Origin of the sequence: Roseovarius sp. S88 (assembly GCF_037023735.1) — a bacterium.
Lineage (GTDB): Bacteria > Pseudomonadota > Alphaproteobacteria > Rhodobacterales > Rhodobacteraceae > Roseovarius > Roseovarius phycicola.
In genome coordinates this window covers 1946039-1962078 of record NZ_CP146069.1, presented here as the reverse complement: position 1 = coordinate 1962078, position 16040 = coordinate 1946039, and the positions used below count along the sequence as shown (strand labels likewise).

Annotated in this window: 12 protein-coding genes and 2 pseudogenes; 3 read left to right on the top strand and 11 right to left on the bottom strand. The window is 56.5% G+C overall.

Annotated elements, in window-relative coordinates:
• Positions 1-35: 35 nt before the first annotated feature.
• The 3 genes from RZ517_RS09945 to RZ517_RS09935 are packed head-to-tail and all read left to right on the top strand — an operon-like array spanning position 36 to position 4598.
• Positions 36-1136, top strand: coding sequence for an efflux RND transporter periplasmic adaptor subunit (locus RZ517_RS09945; RefSeq protein ID WP_338548050.1), 1101 nt, complete (start codon positions 36-38; stop codon positions 1134-1136).
• Positions 1137-1140: 4 nt separating this feature from the next.
• Positions 1141-4173 carry an efflux RND transporter permease subunit gene (locus RZ517_RS09940; RefSeq protein ID WP_338548049.1) on the top strand — a complete coding sequence of 1011 codons (3033 nt, stop codon included), beginning with the start codon at positions 1141-1143 and terminating at the stop codon, positions 4171-4173.
• On the top strand, positions 4170-4598 hold the full coding sequence (locus tag RZ517_RS09935; protein WP_338548048.1) for an ion channel: 429 nt from the start codon (positions 4170-4172) through the stop codon (positions 4596-4598). Before RZ517_RS09940 ends, RZ517_RS09935 begins: the two co-directional genes overlap by 4 nt.
• A gap of 616 nt (positions 4599-5214) precedes the next feature.
• Here the strand turns inward: RZ517_RS09935 and lpxB are convergent.
• The 11 genes and pseudogenes from lpxB to RZ517_RS09880 form a co-directional block, all read right to left on the bottom strand.
• Positions 5215-6367, bottom strand: a pseudogene (lpxB, locus tag RZ517_RS09930) (lipid-A-disaccharide synthase).
• An 82-nt stretch (positions 6368-6449) separates the two neighbouring features.
• Positions 6450-7229, bottom strand: a pseudogene (gene lpxI, locus RZ517_RS09925) (UDP-2,3-diacylglucosamine diphosphatase LpxI domain-containing protein); the annotation flags it as partial.
• Positions 7230-7292: 63 nt separating this feature from the next.
• Positions 7293-8096, bottom strand: coding sequence for an acyl-ACP--UDP-N-acetylglucosamine O-acyltransferase (gene lpxA, locus RZ517_RS09920; RefSeq protein WP_338548047.1), 804 nt, complete (start codon positions 8094-8096; stop codon positions 7293-7295).
• A gap of 5 nt (positions 8097-8101) precedes the next feature.
• Positions 8102-8566, bottom strand: coding sequence for a 3-hydroxyacyl-ACP dehydratase FabZ (gene fabZ, locus RZ517_RS09915; RefSeq protein ID WP_338548046.1), 465 nt, complete (start codon positions 8564-8566; stop codon positions 8102-8104).
• Between the two features lie 97 nt (positions 8567-8663).
• Positions 8664-9266: an OmpH family outer membrane protein gene (locus tag RZ517_RS09910; RefSeq protein ID WP_338548045.1), complete on the bottom strand. Its 603-nt coding sequence runs from the start codon at positions 9264-9266 to the stop codon at positions 8664-8666.
• Position 9267: 1 nt separating this feature from the next.
• A complete protein-coding gene (gene bamA, locus RZ517_RS09905) occupies positions 9268-11592 on the bottom strand; it encodes an outer membrane protein assembly factor BamA (RefSeq protein WP_338548043.1) in 2325 nt (774 codons plus the stop codon).
• 156 nt (positions 11593-11748) lie between these two features.
• Complete coding sequence (locus tag RZ517_RS09900) at positions 11749-11877, bottom strand: hypothetical protein (protein ID WP_317054651.1); 129 nt, start codon at positions 11875-11877, stop codon at positions 11749-11751.
• 119 nt (positions 11878-11996) lie between these two features.
• On the bottom strand, positions 11997-13337 hold the full coding sequence (gene rseP, locus RZ517_RS09895; protein ID WP_338548041.1) for an RIP metalloprotease RseP: 1341 nt from the start codon (positions 13335-13337) through the stop codon (positions 11997-11999).
• A gap of 8 nt (positions 13338-13345) precedes the next feature.
• Entirely contained in the window at positions 13346-14518 is a 1173-nt protein-coding gene (dxr, locus tag RZ517_RS09890; protein WP_338548039.1) for a 1-deoxy-D-xylulose-5-phosphate reductoisomerase, read from the bottom strand.
• Positions 14515-15297 (bottom strand): phosphatidate cytidylyltransferase, encoded by a 783-nt coding sequence (locus RZ517_RS09885; RefSeq protein WP_338548038.1) that lies wholly within the window; start codon positions 15295-15297, stop codon positions 14515-14517. Before RZ517_RS09885 ends, dxr begins: the two co-directional genes overlap by 4 nt.
• The gene (locus RZ517_RS09880) at positions 15294-16034 is read right to left on the bottom strand and encodes an isoprenyl transferase (protein WP_338548035.1); all 741 of its coding nucleotides are present in this window, start codon (positions 16032-16034) and stop codon (positions 15294-15296) included. The genes RZ517_RS09885 and RZ517_RS09880 overlap by 4 nt, the downstream gene beginning before the upstream one ends.
• Positions 16035-16040: the final 6 nt, after the last annotated feature.

Here is a 16040-nt window from a genome sequence, read left to right as displayed (position 1 = left end):
CACCGCAATGCCATTCTAAACTTGAGGTCCACAACATGGTTCGTCCCATCATAGTTGTTTTGACGATCCTTTCTCTAGCCGCTTGCCGTGAGGAAGAAGAAACGGCGGAAACTCCGATCAGAGGTCTCAAAACTCATCTCGTGGAATTGGAGCCGAATTTCGAAACTCGGCGCTTTCCGGCTGTACTAGAGCCTGCTGAAATCGCACCCCTTTCGTTCGAGATCTCTGGGCTTCTGGGTGCCGTTGTACTCTCGGTTGGACAGCGTGTGGCAGAAGGTGAGGTTTTGGTGTCCCTCGACCAAACGAGCCTCGAAATTCAGGTGGAGTCGGCCTCTGCATCCGTCGACCAAGCTCGCTCTGCGGCTCAGAACGCTGCCGAAACGCTGGAACGCCAACAGACGCTCTTTGAAAGAGGCACGGCTACAAAGGTCGCGGTCGATGACGCGAAAGTGCAGGCCGATAACACTGCGGCACAGCTTGTACAGGCCGAGAAATCCCTTGAGACTGCTGAGGAAAACCTCGGTAAGGCAGATTTGCTGGCACCTTTTGACGGCATCATCAATACGGTTGATGCTACTTCCTTCACGACCATCAGCCCCGGCGCGCCCGTGGTCACGGTCTATCCCAGCGACAGCTATGAGGTACGGTTTCTGGTCAGCTTCGACACAGTCGGTCAGCTGGTGATAGGAACAAAAGCACGTATTCGTCTGGCCGATCAGCCCGATGTGGTGCTGGACGCGGTTGTCTCCGAAATTGGCGCACGCGCAGATTCTGTTTCGAGCTTCCCTGTCGTACTTACGCTGAAGGAAACCCACCCGTCTATCAAGGCCGGCATGGCGGTCGAAGCTTCAATTGATCTTCCCAACGCGCAAGATGAAGGTTTCGCGGTTCCTCTGTCAGCCATCATTCGCGATGGGCAAGCCGAGGGCGAGGAGAATTCTCAATCAGTCATGAGCATCTTTGTCTTCAATCCAGACACTTCGCGTGTTGAACGTCGGGATGTCACGGTCGGTGGGCTGCGTGAGAACATGATTGTCGTAACCGAGGGTTTGCGAGAAGGCGATCAGGTTGCCTCGGCGGGTGTGTCGTTTTTGAAGGATGGCCAGGAAGTTCGTCTTCTGACAGGCGCGGAATAAAACTATGGAAGCACTTACGCGCTTCGGCATTGAGAAATCCCGCCTGACGCTGCTGGCGATGGTTGGTCTTTTGTTGGTTGGTGCCTTTGCCTACATCAACTTGCCGAAAAGAGAAAACCCGGCCATCACGGTTCGTACTGCCGTTGTCTCAGCCAGTTTTGCCGGTATGGACCCGGAGCGGATTGAGGACCTGATCGCCATTCCTCTCGAACGGGCGGCGCGGGAGATTGGAGAGGTTGATGAAATCAACACGCTCATCACCACAGGGTCCGCGCAGCTGAACATCAATGTCGCCGACTGGGTGCCAGTTGATGATCTCGACCAGATATTCACAGATATTCGAACAAGAATTGAGCAAACCGAAAACGAGCTGCCCGACGGCACGCAGGGCCCTTTCGTGAATACAAATTACGGCGATGTGGCAATTGCGACCATTGCGGTCACTGGCGATGGGTTCGACATGGCTGAGATCGCGCAGGCCGCAGAAGAGTTGCAGACCGGCCTTTACGCGATTGATGGTGTCACTAAAGTCACGCTCTCGGGTGAGCAAGATGAACGGATATGGCTTGAGATTGATGCCCGCCGACTGGCTGCCGTAGGCGTGCAAATCCCACAACTTGTTCAGGATTTACGCGACCAGAACGTTATCCTGCCCGCTGGGCAGATCGATGCAGATGGCACCACGATTCTGCTGGAGGCGAATGGAAATCTCGACACGATTGAAGACATAGGCGTTGTCCTCACTCAACTCTCGAGTGGAGAGATCGTGACGCTAAAAGACTTGCTGTCACCCCGCCGCGGATATGTCGATCCGCCCAAACAACCAGTCTACTTTAACGGCGCGCCCGCCGTGCTGGTCAGCGTTGAAATGGCCGATGACAGAGACATCCAAAAGCTGGGCAAGATTCTTCTGAAGGAAGTGGCTCGATTGGAAATGGTCCAGCCGATTGGGATCAGCTTCAATATCTCCACCTTTCAAGAGACCAATGTCACACAGTCAGTCAATTCTGCGCTGTCAAATGTCGCACAAACCTTTGTTGTCGTCCTGCTTGTAATGCTTGTGTTTCTTGGTCTGCGGCCTGCTTTCATCATTGCAAGTATCGTCCCATTTACCGTGACATTCGCTCTTTTGGGCATGACGCAATGGGGTATTGACCTTGAACAAATCTCCATTGCCGCCGTCATCATCTCTTTGGGTTTGCTGGTCGATAATGGACTGGTAGTCGTAGAGGACATCGACACGCGCATCAAAGACGGGGCGACACCGCAAGAGGCGGCAATTTCTGCAGGCGGTCAATTCTTTATCCCGCTTGCCGTGGCTTCAATTACCACGGTTTCCGCTTTTGCGCCCATGATGGTTTTGGAAGGCACATCAGGAGAGTTCGCCTTTTCGCTTGGTGCCGTGGTGGCGCTTATGCTCGTAGGCTCCTGGCTGACAGCACATTACATCTTGCCATATGTTGCCGCCTCGCTGTTACGGCCCAAGCCTGCACAGGAGACGAAAGAAGGCAAACTGGTCTTGGCATATGGCGTGTTGGTCCGGAAACTTCTACCTCTAAGCCTGCCGATCATAGCCCTCAGCTATGGGTTGGTGTGGCTTGGCGTTTCTCAGTTTGGAAATTTGAAATCCGAAATGTTTCCATTGTCCGAACGAGCCGAATTCTTGATCTATATCGATCTACAGAAAGGCAGTTCGATAACCGCCACGCAGAACGAAGCGCTGGCAATAGAAGCTTGGCTGCGTGATCCCGAGATCAATCCAGAAGTCGCCAACACCACTCTTTTTGTGGGGCATGGCGGCCCGCGCTTCTACCTCGCGCTTGCGCCCGCCGACACCAATCCGGCCAGCGCATTTCTTGTCGTCAACACCTACGATTTCGAAGGCGCGGTCACCGCTGCGGACAGGGCGCGCCAGCATCTCCTTGAGTATTTTCCCACTGTGCGGGCACGGGTTACGCGGCTGTCCATGGGCGGCAGCGAAAGCGGGATTGTCGAAGTCGAGGTTTCTGGCCCGGATGGCGATGTCCTGCTGAATACAGCCAAAAGGATTGAAGCAGGCTTTGACGCGGTCCCCGGTCTTATTCTGAACCAAAATGACTGGGGAAACAAAACCATAACCGTCGGCATCGATATCCTGCAGGAAAAGGCCCGCGAACTCGGTGTGACGTCCAAGGACATTTCGAACGTGATGGAGGCATATTTCTCCGGAACTTCGGTTTCGGTTCTACGCGACGGCGAAGATCAGATCCCAATTGTCGTGCGCGCCGAGCGCAGCTTTCGCGACAGCCTCGAGGACCTGGAGAACCTTTCAATCCCCACTGAGCGCGGACTGATTTCTCTGGACCAGGTTGCGCGCTTTGCCCCGCGACTGGAGCTATCGCAAATGCGCCGTCAGAACCAGGAACGAAAGATTATCATAAGCGCCAAAAGCGCAACCGCTTCGGCTGCTCAGATTGAAGCGATCATCCAGCCGACATTGGACGAGATCGATCTTGGACCGGGCTACAAAATTGAACTTGGAGGTGAGAGTGCGGATTCTGCCGAGGCAAATGCCGATCTGGCCGCCGGGATGCCTTACGCTCTGGTGGTGATGATCCTTGCTCTGACTTTTCAGTTCAATTCGCTGCGTCGGGTTGCTTTGACGTTCATGACCATTCCGCTCATTCTTATTGGTGCGCCACTTGCTTTGGGCATCACCGCGCAGCCCCTCTCATTCTTTGCCATTCTGGGTCTGATTTCGCTTATGGGCATCATCATCAACAACGCCATTGTGTTGATCGATCAAATTGATATCGAACGCGAGACACTGGCGCTTGATGACGCCATCGTGGAGGCCTCAAAGAAACGATTGCGGCCGGTCCTGCTCACGTCGATCACAACTGTTTTGGGCCTTGTTCCAATGGCGCTTGCAGGCGGTGCGCTCTTTGAGCCAATGGCAACGCTGATGATTGGCGGCTTGCTGGTGGCATCGCCGCTTACGCTCATCTTCGTGCCACCGGTTTATCGTTTGCTATTTAGAACAAGTCGCGCCGCATGAGCGTGCTCGTCCAGATTGCACTGGGCAGTCTGCTTTTGATCATTTGCGGGCTGCTGCACATTGCGATTGCCTCTTGGCTTGTGTCTTTTCTAATATCGCAAAGACCTATGCAAACGTCGGACCGGCAACGCGGGACTCTCGGGCTTATTTCGCTCGTCTTTGGCGCGTTTGCACTTTCGCATACATTGCAGGTCTATATCTGGGCAGCCGGCATCTGGATTGTCGGCGCTTTGCCAGGATATGAGGCTTCTATCTATTTCGCACTCGTGACCTATACGACCGTGGGATACGGGGATGTCACTCTTGGCCCTGATCATCGCATCTTTGGCGCGATGGCTTCGGTGACAGGCATCTTGATGTTTGGACTGACAACTGCGTTCTTGGTCGGCGTGTTTGCCCGCGCCACCGGAACCGAGCGCGAGTAGAAGCATTACAATCTACGCATCTGCACCACTTTTTTTGACAATGTAAGTCGCACACGCGCGCTTTAAGCTGCTTGAGACCCAATTTACTAATCCAACACGCGACGATCGGCCAAATCTGAACAGCTGCTACAAAACCTTAGACCCGGCATTGTCGGGAAAATCCGCTTCTCTAATCGGGTGTTTGGGTCAAGCTTATTTCATCACTGCGTTTCCGTCTTTAGGGATCTTTGTCACTTATCCGGGTCACGACTCTCTTCGCAGTCATTGTTGGTCAGGTTCGTTTGCACCGTTGCGTGAATGTGTCGGATTTGACGCGGAGCGCCCCGCTTTGTCTCGGGCAAGTCAGTCGCGGCAGACAAACTCGGCGTCATCCACGAGACCTCGTCCGGTGGGCGTCCGTCTTGTCGGTCTTGGTGCGCTTTACAGACATCGCCGCATGCACCTGACGCGCCACCATGCACCCTACATCAAAACCGGCTCCTTGGAGCCTAAAAAAGAAATTCTGGCTCAAGTTGTCAGCCTCAAAGTCTACCCTGCACCCACCTTTCGGCACATCGCGCAGGCAGGCCACAATATCCTCTATCTCGCAAGAGACCGAGCGTTCGAACCATCGGCATCAACAACGCAGACAGCCACCCATCACAGCCTTCGCCGCTCTGAGCCCCGGGGCCTCACCCCCTCGCCCAGGCGCTCCATTGTCACCTGCATCGCATCCAGCTGTGCGCCAGGACTGTCCATCATCTCCAGAACGCCCTTGGCAATCAGCTCAGGCTTGCAGAACTCGCCGTTGAACTCGGGCACGGCACGGGTTTCAGACACCAGGTTGACTAACGTCAACGTGTCGATCTTCAGCATCCGCTTGATGATCTCGCGGCTGATGCGATTGACGTCATAGGCGATGACCATCGGCGTGCGCGCCGCAGCCAGCTCCAGCGACACGGTGCCCGACGCCGCCAACGCCCAATCCGCCGCCGCAAATGCCGCGCGTTTGCGGTTGGCATCTGCCTCAACATCTCCCTCCGGGGCCGCCACGATCGGCTGGCCTGGCCACTCTGCCACAAGCTTGAGCACCTGCGCCTCACGGGCTGCTGTTGTGGGCACAACGAGCCGCACATCAGGTCTCTGACTTGCGATCTGTTGCAGCGCCGCACCAAAGATGGGTCCAAGGCGGTTGACCTCGCCCCCCGCGATCCGGGCAGAACCAGCAGCACCGGCGCACCTGTCAGCCCATGCTCTGCGCGGAATGCTGCAATATCTGCCTCACTGGCGCGTGGCTCACTCACCACAGGATGTCCGACAAAATCACAGGCCATGCCCGTCGCCTCCATATAGGGCGGCTCAAAGGGCAAGAGCGCGAGCACATGGTCAATCACCTTGGCCATCTTCTCGGCGCGTCCAGGTCGCCAGGCCCAGACCGACGGAGCAACATAATGCACAGTGCGTATCTTGCTGTTGTCCTTGACGATCTTGGCCACCCGCAGGCAGAAATCCGGGCTGTCAATGGAAATGATCACATCCGGCTCTGCCATCAACGCCGCCTCTGCCGTTTTGCGAATGCGGCGTTTGAGGTGGAAGTATTTGGGCAGGACTTCGACGAGCCCCATGACGCTCAACTCTTCCATCGGGAAGAGTGAACTCAGGCCTTCGGCCTGCATCATGGGCCCGCCAACGCCAGAGAACTCGACCTCTGTCAACGATTTCAGCCCCGCCATCAGCGCCGCGCCCAGCTTGTCGCCAGACGCCTCGCCCGCGATGAGAAAGACCTTCATGCCGCAGCTCCGGGGGGCGCACCCAGAGGAACATGCCTTGCCCTTCAAGCACCTGCCGGACCCCTTCAGGATTGAGCAGCATGACACCCTCCGCCTCGATCACAATCCCACGCAGACCCAGCTCAGCCGCGCGCATGGCCGTGTTCAGGCCAATCAGCGGCATATCCACGCGCAGCTCCTGTCCCGGTTTCGGCGCCTTGTAGAGCAGACCACCCTCTGCCGTGCCGTCAGCGCTCTTGGCCTCGGCAGCAGGACCGCTGAGCCAATCCGCCACGCTATCAAGCATGTCAGCGGCAAGTTCAAAGGGATCATCCGCAATCCAGGGCCGATCATAATCCAGAGCCAGATCATCCAGCATCGCGTCGGTGCCGCGTTGATCTTCGCGGGATAGAACCTGTCCGTTCTTGACCACAACAGCCTGTCCCTGATCCGCTGCACCCATCTCGGTCAACGCCGCTTCCGCCGCGCTGATGTCTTTGGCAAGATCATCCGGCAGGGTGCCAATTGTAACGCCCGGACGGGGCAAGATGTCCGGCACCAGCTCAGCCGCGCCAACGACGACAAACCCGGCCTCTTCGAATATCTCGATAAAGACGCGCAGCGTGCCGTCATCGCCCTTGGCCAATGCCGTCTGAACGCGCGGAACAAACGGCATTGTGGCTGCATCTATCAACGCAGGATCAATCGGCGGACGCTGCATCGAGCCGGCCATGCAGATCCGCGTCACGCCGGTCTCTTTGAGAATCTGCAGGAACGTCCCCAAAGTCTCAAGCCGGAAGCCAATGCGCGGCAGATCGCCTTTGACGTCCGAGGGAAACTGCTCGACCTCGCAAATCGTCGGCACCTCGCCCCGCGCCAGCATCGCCTTGGTCAAAAAGGGCGGCAACCCGCCCTGCCCGGCTATGAGCGCAAGGGTCATGGCGGCTTAGCTCGCGCCGGGGGTCAGGAAGGACCGGTCGCTGGCCGCTGTCACAAAATCCACGATTTGCCGGACATAGTCGCTCTCTGTTTCTTCACCCAACCGCCGTGCGCGGTCCTGAAAGGTCCCTTCGCCTTGCGCCAGCATCTGAATGGCGGCCCGCAGGGCTGTGATGTCAGATCGTGCGACGCCGCGCCGTTTGAGGCCCACAAGATTGAGCCCATCCAGCTGGCCGCGTGGCGCTTGTACAAGGCCGTAGGGGATCACGTCATTGGTCACCATTGTGACAGCGCCAATGATAGCGCCTTGCCCGATGCGCACCCATTGATGCACCCCGGACAATCCTCCAATGATCACGTCGTCTTCGATCACACAATGCCCCGCCAAAGCGGCGTTGTTCACGATGATGACCCGGTCGCCAACCTGCGCATCATGGGCCACATGACAGCCCGCCATGAAAAGCCCGTCATCGCCGACACGTGTCACGCCACCGCCCCCTTCGGTGCCGGTGTTCATCGTCACATGTTCGCGGATGCGGTTACGCGCACCGATCTCAAGCTCGGTTTCTTCGCCTTTGAATTTCAAATCCTGCGGGATTTCCCCAATGCAAGCGAAAGGGAAAACCACGGTATCTTCACCGATGCGTGTCTTGCCCGACACCACAACATGGCTTTTCAATTGAACGCCGTCAGCCAGGCTTACGTTTGCACCAATATGGCAAAACGGCCCAACCTCGACGCCTTGGCCAATCTGCGCGCCTTCTTCAATCACCGAACTGGGGTGAATTTTCGTCTCCGAAGCTCGGCTCATCGCGCTTACTCCTTCGGCAAATCCATCATCGCTGCGAATTCTGCTTCGGCGGCCAGTTCATCGCCGACCTTCGCCACGCCGCGGAATTTCCAGACCTTGCCGCCGGGCTTGCCACGCAAGGTCTCAAGCTTCATCTCAAGCACATCACCAGGCACCACCATACGGCGGAACTTGCACGAGTCGATCGCCATGAAATAGACCAACAGATTGCGGTCCTCCATGCCAAGTGCGGCCCCGACCATGACGGCCGCTGTCTGCGCCATGGCCTCGACAATCGTCACTCCGGGCATGATCGGCTTGGCCGGAAAATGCCCCTGAAAATGAGGCTCATTCATCGTGACATTCTTGATCCCACGCGCGGTTTGATAGCCATCAATGTCAACAACCTTGTCCACCAAAAGGAATGGGTACCGATGCGGGATCAGCCTTTTGATCCGTTCGATATCTGCCGTCTGCAGCGTGTCTGTCATGGCCGATCCTTTCCGGCGCCTTCCGCCAAGATTTTACCTGCCTTGCATCAGGCTACGTCGACTTAGCAATTCGCCTGATCCGGGGCAAGCACACGCCTCATTCCGTGCCGCCTTGCGCTTCGCCATCCGGCGCGTCGGTTCCGGTTTCCGGAACGCCAGGAGCCAGCACATTGTCAATGCGTGCGATGGCCACGTCGGTGATGTCAATCACATCAGCGCGCAAAAGCACGTTGCGCGCATCCACGACAACAACGCCCCCGGCGGCGCGCATGATGTCAACCAGAACCGGTTCGACCTGGCGCATGAACTCCACCGGTGCGCGTTCACGGTTACGTTCCAGATCACGCACCCGGCGTTCGCTGTCGCGGCGAATATCCTGCACCCGCGTATCAAAGGCATCCGCCATCTCGCGAAACTCCTCGGGGCTTGTCTCTTCTCGCTTCTCCGTCAGAGCCTTTTCCTCGGCCTCTAATTCCGCCTCGATCTGACGATTGCGCGCGATCAGAGCATCCCGTTCCACTTGAATCAGCGCCAGATAGCTCTGACCCAACCGTGTCTGGTTGAACAAACGCTCCGGGTCGATCACAAGCACCTGGCTTTGCACCACACCCACATCCTGAGATGAGGCGGCGATGGGGCCAAAAACCAAACTGCCCCCCGCGATCAAAGCGATGGACAGGATGGTCCTGATTTTTGTCATGTTAGAAATCCGTGCGAACCGTAATGTCAAAATTACGCTCAACATCGCCCGGCTCGCTTTCGAGCGCACGCGAGAAATTCAAACGCAAAGGTCCGAAGGGAGAGTCCCAGAACAGCGAGAAGCCGACAACGTGGCGTAGTGTAAAGTCCTCGGATGCAACACCCGGTCCAGTCGTGTCCAGGCCCCAGATTGAGCCAACGTCATAAAACACGCCGCCGCTGATGCCAAATTCATCTGGCAAACCGATCGGGAATTCCGCGTCAAACTTTGCGGCGGCGAAATAGTTTCCGCCCAAATGCTCTCCATTTTGCACCGGCCCCAAACCATTGGCATCAAAGCCGCGGATCACTTGCTGGGTATACCGATCAACCGCGCGGGTGTTCCCGCTGAGAAATTCTAGAGCACCCGCTTCCAGTGTTGCTCGAAGCGTAATTTCCTCATTGAAAACGCGCGTTTGTCCAATCACTCGAACGCTAGGACGGATAAACTCCTGATCTCCACCAAGCCCGGCAAATTCCGTACCGAATTCCAGCAAAACTCCTGCATTGGGGTTAAGACCTGTGCGACGCGTGTCGTAGGAGTAGACAAATCCAATTGAGCTTGCGATTTCCCCGCCCTGCGCCGACTCCGCCGCAAGGATCGGCGACAGACCAGTCGCCGGATAGTCCGTCATTTCCGAATAACCAAGATTGTAAAACAAATTCAGCCGGCTGCTTTCGCCCAGAGGAAACCCAATGGCAGGGCGGAAATCTCCGGTGATCGTGTCAAATAAACTATTGTTCCGAGACGTCTCCAAAAGCGAGGTGCGGACACTGAATTCCACATCACGGCCAAGGAATGCAGGCTCTGCGAAGGACAGGCTGTAATTGGCCGTTTCAGCATTTACAATCACGTTCGCTGAAACACGCTGGCCACGGCCGAGGAAATTTCGCTCTGAAAAGCCGACCGATACGCCAAAGCCTGCGTCCGAGGAGAAATTTGCGCCAAAGGACAGAGAGCCAGTTGTCGTTTCTTCGACATCCACGTCGACAACAACCTGATCCGGACTGGACCCTTCGCGCGCATTGACATCCGCCGTTGAGAAATATCTCAACGCGCGGATGCGCTGAGCAGCCTGACGAATTTCGCGCGGATTAAAGGGATCGCCCTCGACGGTGTCGAATTGACGGCGAATAACACGGTCAAGCGTGGTTGTGTTGCCCTCAATATCAATGCGCTCGACAAATACGCGCGGCCCCCGCACCAGCACAAATTCGACATCGAGCGTCAACTCACGGTCATTGCGCGTGATGCGCGGATCAACCCGCATGAAATCAACGCCATTGCGAATAGCCTGACGCTCCATCCGCGCGATGGAGTTCTCGACCAAAGTGGGCGAGTATACCACGCCAGGCTTGATCTTGAGCACGCTTTGGTAATCTTCGGCATCCACCCCGTTCATTTCACTGACCGTGGTGATTTCACCAAAGCGGAATTGCTGGCCTTCTTGAATGTTGAAGGTAACGAAATACCCATCACGCTCACGCGCAAGCTCGGCATTTGTGCCGGTGACCCGGAAATCCACATAGCCGCGCGACAGATAGAAATCGCTCAGCACTTGCTTGTCGAATTCTAACCGGTCGGCAACGAAAGTGTCGCGCGCGATGATCGCTCGCAAAAGACCAGCTTGCTTGCTGTCGATGACGCGGCGCAAGCGGCGGTCAGAATACGCCTTGTTGCCGACAAAGCCGATGCGTTTTACTTCGATGGGTCGCCCTTCGAACACTTCAAAAATGACATCCACACGGTTGTCACTGCGGCGGATAATCTTGGGCGAGATCCGCGCGGCAACCCGGCCGCTTTGCTCATAGGCTTCGGTGAGAATCACGACATCCCGTTCCACGCGGGTCGGGCTGAACACCTGACGTGGCTCAGTTTCAATGAAGCCCAACAGGTCATCGTCCTTCAAACGTTTGTTGCCTTCGATGGCCACCGCGTTGATCGTTGGAAATTCCACCACGCGAATAACAAGCGTGTTGCCTCGCGGCTCAACCTCAACGGTTTCAAAAAGCCCACTGGCACGGACGCGTTGAGCCGCTGCATTTAACTCGCCGGCAGAGAGTGTCTGCCCCGCTTCAATACCGGCTTGGGATGCAATTGTGCCCGCTTCAATCCGCTGATTGCCTTCGACAGTCACCGACGAAAAGCGAAAGCTTTGCGCATGGGCCGGTTCAACGGCCAAAATCGTCAAAAACAACAAGACAAAAGCGGTAAACGAGCGGATTGTTTTCAACGCAATGCCGTCTTGTAAAAGACGCCCTGCCCCCGCTCTGAGAAAATTAGCCATCGGCAAACCCAATCAGACATCCCAGTATGACTTGTCAGTAACCATTCTGAATGGGCTTGTCAAAACGCCAGACAAGGAAAATTCGCCGCATCCAATGCGACGAACAATTTAATTTTTTGGATTGGCCGGATCACACCCCAAACAGCAGGGGTGAGATCACCAGAATGTCCCGAGAAGCGCGCCTGCATACAGAGCCACAACCAAAGTAGCCAGATACAAAATCCGGTCCCAGTTGAGGTTCAGCAACAAGGCCATACCACGGTATCCCTTGAGAATGTGCTGCATGGTTCTGCCAGTTTAACCTGTGTTAAAGACGCAATTTGAGCGCGTCGACAGGACGAAACTACGCGTTCTTTCTGGCGAGATTGTGGCGTGGATTGGCCGGTTTAGCCACAAATCAGGTCTCAAGGGCAGAAAATATCGTTGAACAAAGCGAAAAGCATCAAGCCGAGGACCAAAGTCAGCCCGACCGTCATAAGAACTCTGAGTGCCTTGTCGCTTGGCTTGCGTCCTGTCGCGGCTTCGTACGCATAAAACACAAGATGCCCGCCATCCAAGACCGGGATTGGAAATAGATTTAACAATCCTACCGCCGTGGACAGAACAGCAATGAACCAGATGAAACTGTCCACGCCCTGGCTGGCCATAGCGCCGGATACTTCGGCGATCCCGATCGGTCCGGACATGTTACAGCTGCTGATGGCTCCGGTGATCATGTGGTACAGGCCGGACAATGACCCTTCGATCACGTTCCAGGTTTGTGCGGCGCCGTTCGCCAGTGCCGCGCCAGGGCTTTCGCGCTCGGTCGCAAGTTCAAAGGCCAGACCGCCCGCAATGCCAATGCGCCAGTTCGTTTCGAACCCACCCTCTTCGCGTGGCTCATCCACGCGTCGCGGCGTCAGGTCGTAATCCAGCACAGCCCCGTCTCGCCATACCCTGAGCGGTAAGGTACGCCCGTTTGAAGCTTCGACAACGTCTTTCAGTTCGTTAAATGTTGCGACGGACGTTCCGTCCACGCCGACAATGACATCGCCTTGCTTGAGCCCTGTCTCAAATGCTGCGGAGCGCGGCGCAAGTTGTACCACCAGTGGGGGCATGGGATGTGGGCCCGTGACCGTCTGCACCTGGCCATCGCGGCGGACTTCATAATTGAGGACAGCCGTCTGAGGCAGTTGATCTACAAAATCGCCGAAGCCTTCATCTTCGGCGTCCAACGAAGGAATAGGCACACCTTCTATTGTCAGAAGCTCATCGCCCGCCGCCAGAGTAAGCCCTTCTGCGGGAAGAGGCGTCAGTTCACCTACTGCCAATGGTTCAGCAACCCGTCCCTGGCTCAGGATAATCGCACCGAAAACCGCAATGGAGAGAATGAAATTGAACACGGGTCCTGCGGCAACTGTCGCTGTTCGCGCCCAAAGCGGCGCACCGATCATGGTCTGGCGCTTTATGTTTTCCGGCATCTCTTCGACGCTGCCATCGCTCGTGCCGCTGGCGGCGTTGGCGTCGCCCAGAAATTTCACATAGCCGCCAAAGGGCAAGGCGGCGAACTGCCATTTCGTGCCGTGTTTGTCCACGCGCGACGCAAGAACCGGACCAAAGCCAAGCGAGAACACTTCGGCCTTGATGCCGCACCAGCGGCCCACAATGTAGTGCCCATATTCATGGATGGCCACGATCACCGAAAGTGCCGCGATAAAAGCGATGATGGTGAAAAAGAGCCCACCGAATTGCGGTATAAATTCCAAAGTTTCGCCTACCCTATCAGTTCCTGTACCACGGCATCCGCCCCATCCCGTGCCAAATGGTCTGCTTTGCACGCGGTATCAAGGGTGATCTGGTCATCATTTAGACCGCTTTGGTGCAAAATCCGGGTCAAAACCTCTTCGACGACCTCACTCATTTGCAAGAATCCGATGCGTCCGGCAATGAAATGATCCAGCGCACGCTCTTTGGCACCGTTAAACACAGCGCCGCTGTGGCCACGAGCTTCCATCACGTGCCGCGCCAGGCGCAATGGCGGAAACCGGTTCAGATCCGGTGCTTCAAATTCAAGCGTGCCGGTTTGGGCAAGATCAAGCACATCCACCGGGAGCGCGCGCCGTTCGGGCCAGTTCAGCGCAAAGCCGATGGCATGGCGCATATCATGCGGACCAACATGGGCCATCAGCCCGCCGTCACAGAACCCGACCAGCGCATGAACCAAGGATTGCGGATGCACAAGCACTTCGATCTGATCGGGCGAGACGTCAAAAAACTCTCTCGCTTCAATCATTTCCAAGGCCTTGTTGAACATCGACGCACTGTCGATGGTGATACGCTGCCCCATGTCCCAGTTGGGGTGCGTCGCGGCCTCCGCAGCGGTGGCAGTGGACAGCTTTTCCATCGGCCAGTCGCGAAAGGCGCCGCCGCTGGCGGTGATGATCACGCGAGAGACTGACGCGGGATCTTCGCCGATAAGGGCCTGAAAAATTGCCGAATGCTCACTATCGACCGGCAGGATTCGGGCATTGTGCCGCTTGGCGGTGTCCAGAAGCAGCGCCCCTGCGGCGACCAGTGATTCCTTGTTGGCCAGCGCCAGCGTAGCCCCCTGTTCCAGCGCGGCCAGGCCCGGTGCCAACCCGGCAAACCCGACAATGGCCGACATGACCCAATCAGCAGAACGCGCGCCAGCCTCAATGATCGCCTGCTCGCCTGCGGCAACCTTGGTTCTCGTTCCGGCAAGTGCATCTCGCAGCGCATCAAGCTGGGTTTCATCACCTATGACAGCCAGGTCTGCGCAAAATTCACGGGCGTCACGTGCCAGTTGGTCAACATTCCGTCCAGCCGTCAGCGCCACCACCTCAAACGCATCGCGGTCACGCCGAATGAGGTCGAGCGTGTTTTGACCGATAGAGCCGGTCGCGCCTAGAACGCTGACCCGCTTCATGCCCCCGCCCCCGGCAACAACCCCAAGGCCCAGAGCAAAATCGTCAACACCCCTGCCCCCAGCATAGCATCAAAGCGGTCAAACACGCCGCCATGGCCTGGGATCAGGTCGGAGCTGTCTTTGACACCCTGGCGACGTTTCACGGCACTTTGCGCGATATCCCCCATTTGCCCAGCAAACCCCACGAGTATTGAGATGAAAACCAGTGCGCCGGTTGCTCCGAGCGTTCCTATGAATGCTACACCCACTAAAGCCGCCCCAAGCCATCCCGCGATCGTACCAGACCAGGTTTTCTTGGGGCTGATCTTGGGCCAGAATTTCGGCCCACCTAGGCTTCTGCCCGCGAAGTATCCTGCGACGTCCGAGGCCACCACGATGAAGACCAGCCACAGGATCCAGCCTGTGCCAGCCGCTGTGCGCAAATGCATCAAGGCAAACGAACCAAAGAGGACCCATGCGATAACTGCGAACAAAACGGGTTTGTCTTTTTCAGCCTGTCCTGCTGCAACGAGCGCCATTGCAATCAAGAGCGGAGCGACAAACACGCCGGGCAAGAAATGGATGACGTTCAAAACAACCGCCGCTGCCACACCCAAAGCAATGGCTTGTCTGGCTTGAAACATGCGCGCGGTTTCCCAGACCATGAGGCCGCAAATCACGCTGACAAGCTCAACATAGAGCAACCCGCCCTGCCAAACGGCAAAGGCCCCGACGAGGGCCATTAGGAACGCTGAGATCACCCGTGCACGAAGATCAGACCATTGCGCAGATGCGCTCATGCGGTCACGGCGCCAAAACGCCGGTCTCGCGCATCAAAACCTTTGAGCAAATCGCCAAAGATATCTTTGGTGAAGTCCGGCCAAAGAGTGTCGATGAATTCATATTCAGCATAGGCCGATTGCCACAAAAGGAAGTTTGAAATCCGTGCCTCACCACTGGTACGGATCACCAAGTCTGGATCAGGTAAAACATAAGTATCCAAATACTTTGGCAGCGTTTCTTCATTCACATCTTCGGGGCCAAGATGCCCCTCGGCCACATCTCGTGCCAGACGTTTGGCCGCGCGTGTCACTTCGTCCCGGCCGCCATAGTTCAACGCCACAGTCAGGTTTGTGCCGGTGCATTCGCGCGTAACATCTTCGGCCTGATCCATCAGGCCCCGCAGCTTGTCATCCAGCCGAAACCGATCCCCAATGAAACGCACGCGCACATTGTTGCGCAACAGTTCCTGCATTTCTTTCATGATGTAGCGCCGAAAGAGGTTCATCAGACCTGCAACCTCGGTCTGTGTCCGCTTCCAGTTCTCTGTCGAAAAGGCAAAGATCGTCAGGTACTCGACACCAAACTCCGGACAAGAACTGACAATCTCGCGCACCCGGCGGGCGCCTGCGTGGTGACCATAGAGCCGTGGACGACCGCGCGCCTGCGCCCAGCGGCCATTACCATCCATAATAATGGCCACATGACGTGGGCCCGTGTCGGGTCCTTGTGGTTTGATCTCCGGCAAAATTGTCATGAAATA

What these genes read in the sequence shown, in the direction of transcription:
- RZ517_RS09945 (WP_338548050.1), top strand. Translation starts at nt 36, where the DNA reads ATGGTTCGTCCCATCATAGTTGTTTTGACGATCCTTTCTCTAGCCGCT.
- RZ517_RS09940 (WP_338548049.1), top strand. Translation starts at nt 1,141, where the DNA reads ATGGAAGCACTTACGCGCTTCGGCATTGAGAAATCCCGCCTGACGCTG.
- RZ517_RS09935 (WP_338548048.1), top strand. Translation starts at nt 4,170, where the DNA reads ATGAGCGTGCTCGTCCAGATTGCACTGGGCAGTCTGCTTTTGATCATT.
- lpxA (WP_338548047.1), bottom strand. Translation starts at nt 8,096, where the DNA reads ATGAGCCGAGCTTCGGAGACGAAAATTCACCCCAGTTCGGTGATTGAA.
- fabZ (WP_338548046.1), bottom strand. Translation starts at nt 8,566, where the DNA reads ATGACAGACACGCTGCAGACGGCAGATATCGAACGGATCAAAAGGCTG.
- RZ517_RS09910 (WP_338548045.1), bottom strand. Translation starts at nt 9,266, where the DNA reads ATGACAAAAATCAGGACCATCCTGTCCATCGCTTTGATCGCGGGGGGC.
- bamA (WP_338548043.1), bottom strand. Translation starts at nt 11,592, where the DNA reads ATGGCTAATTTTCTCAGAGCGGGGGCAGGGCGTCTTTTACAAGACGGC.
- RZ517_RS09900 (WP_317054651.1), bottom strand. Translation starts at nt 11,877, where the DNA reads ATGCAGCACATTCTCAAGGGATACCGTGGTATGGCCTTGTTGCTGAAC.
- dxr (WP_338548039.1), bottom strand. Translation starts at nt 14,518, where the DNA reads ATGAAGCGGGTCAGCGTTCTAGGCGCGACCGGCTCTATCGGTCAAAAC.
- RZ517_RS09885 (WP_338548038.1), bottom strand. Translation starts at nt 15,297, where the DNA reads ATGAGCGCATCTGCGCAATGGTCTGATCTTCGTGCACGGGTGATCTCA.
- RZ517_RS09880 (WP_338548035.1), bottom strand. Translation starts at nt 16,034, where the DNA reads ATGACAATTTTGCCGGAGATCAAACCACAAGGACCCGACACGGGCCCA.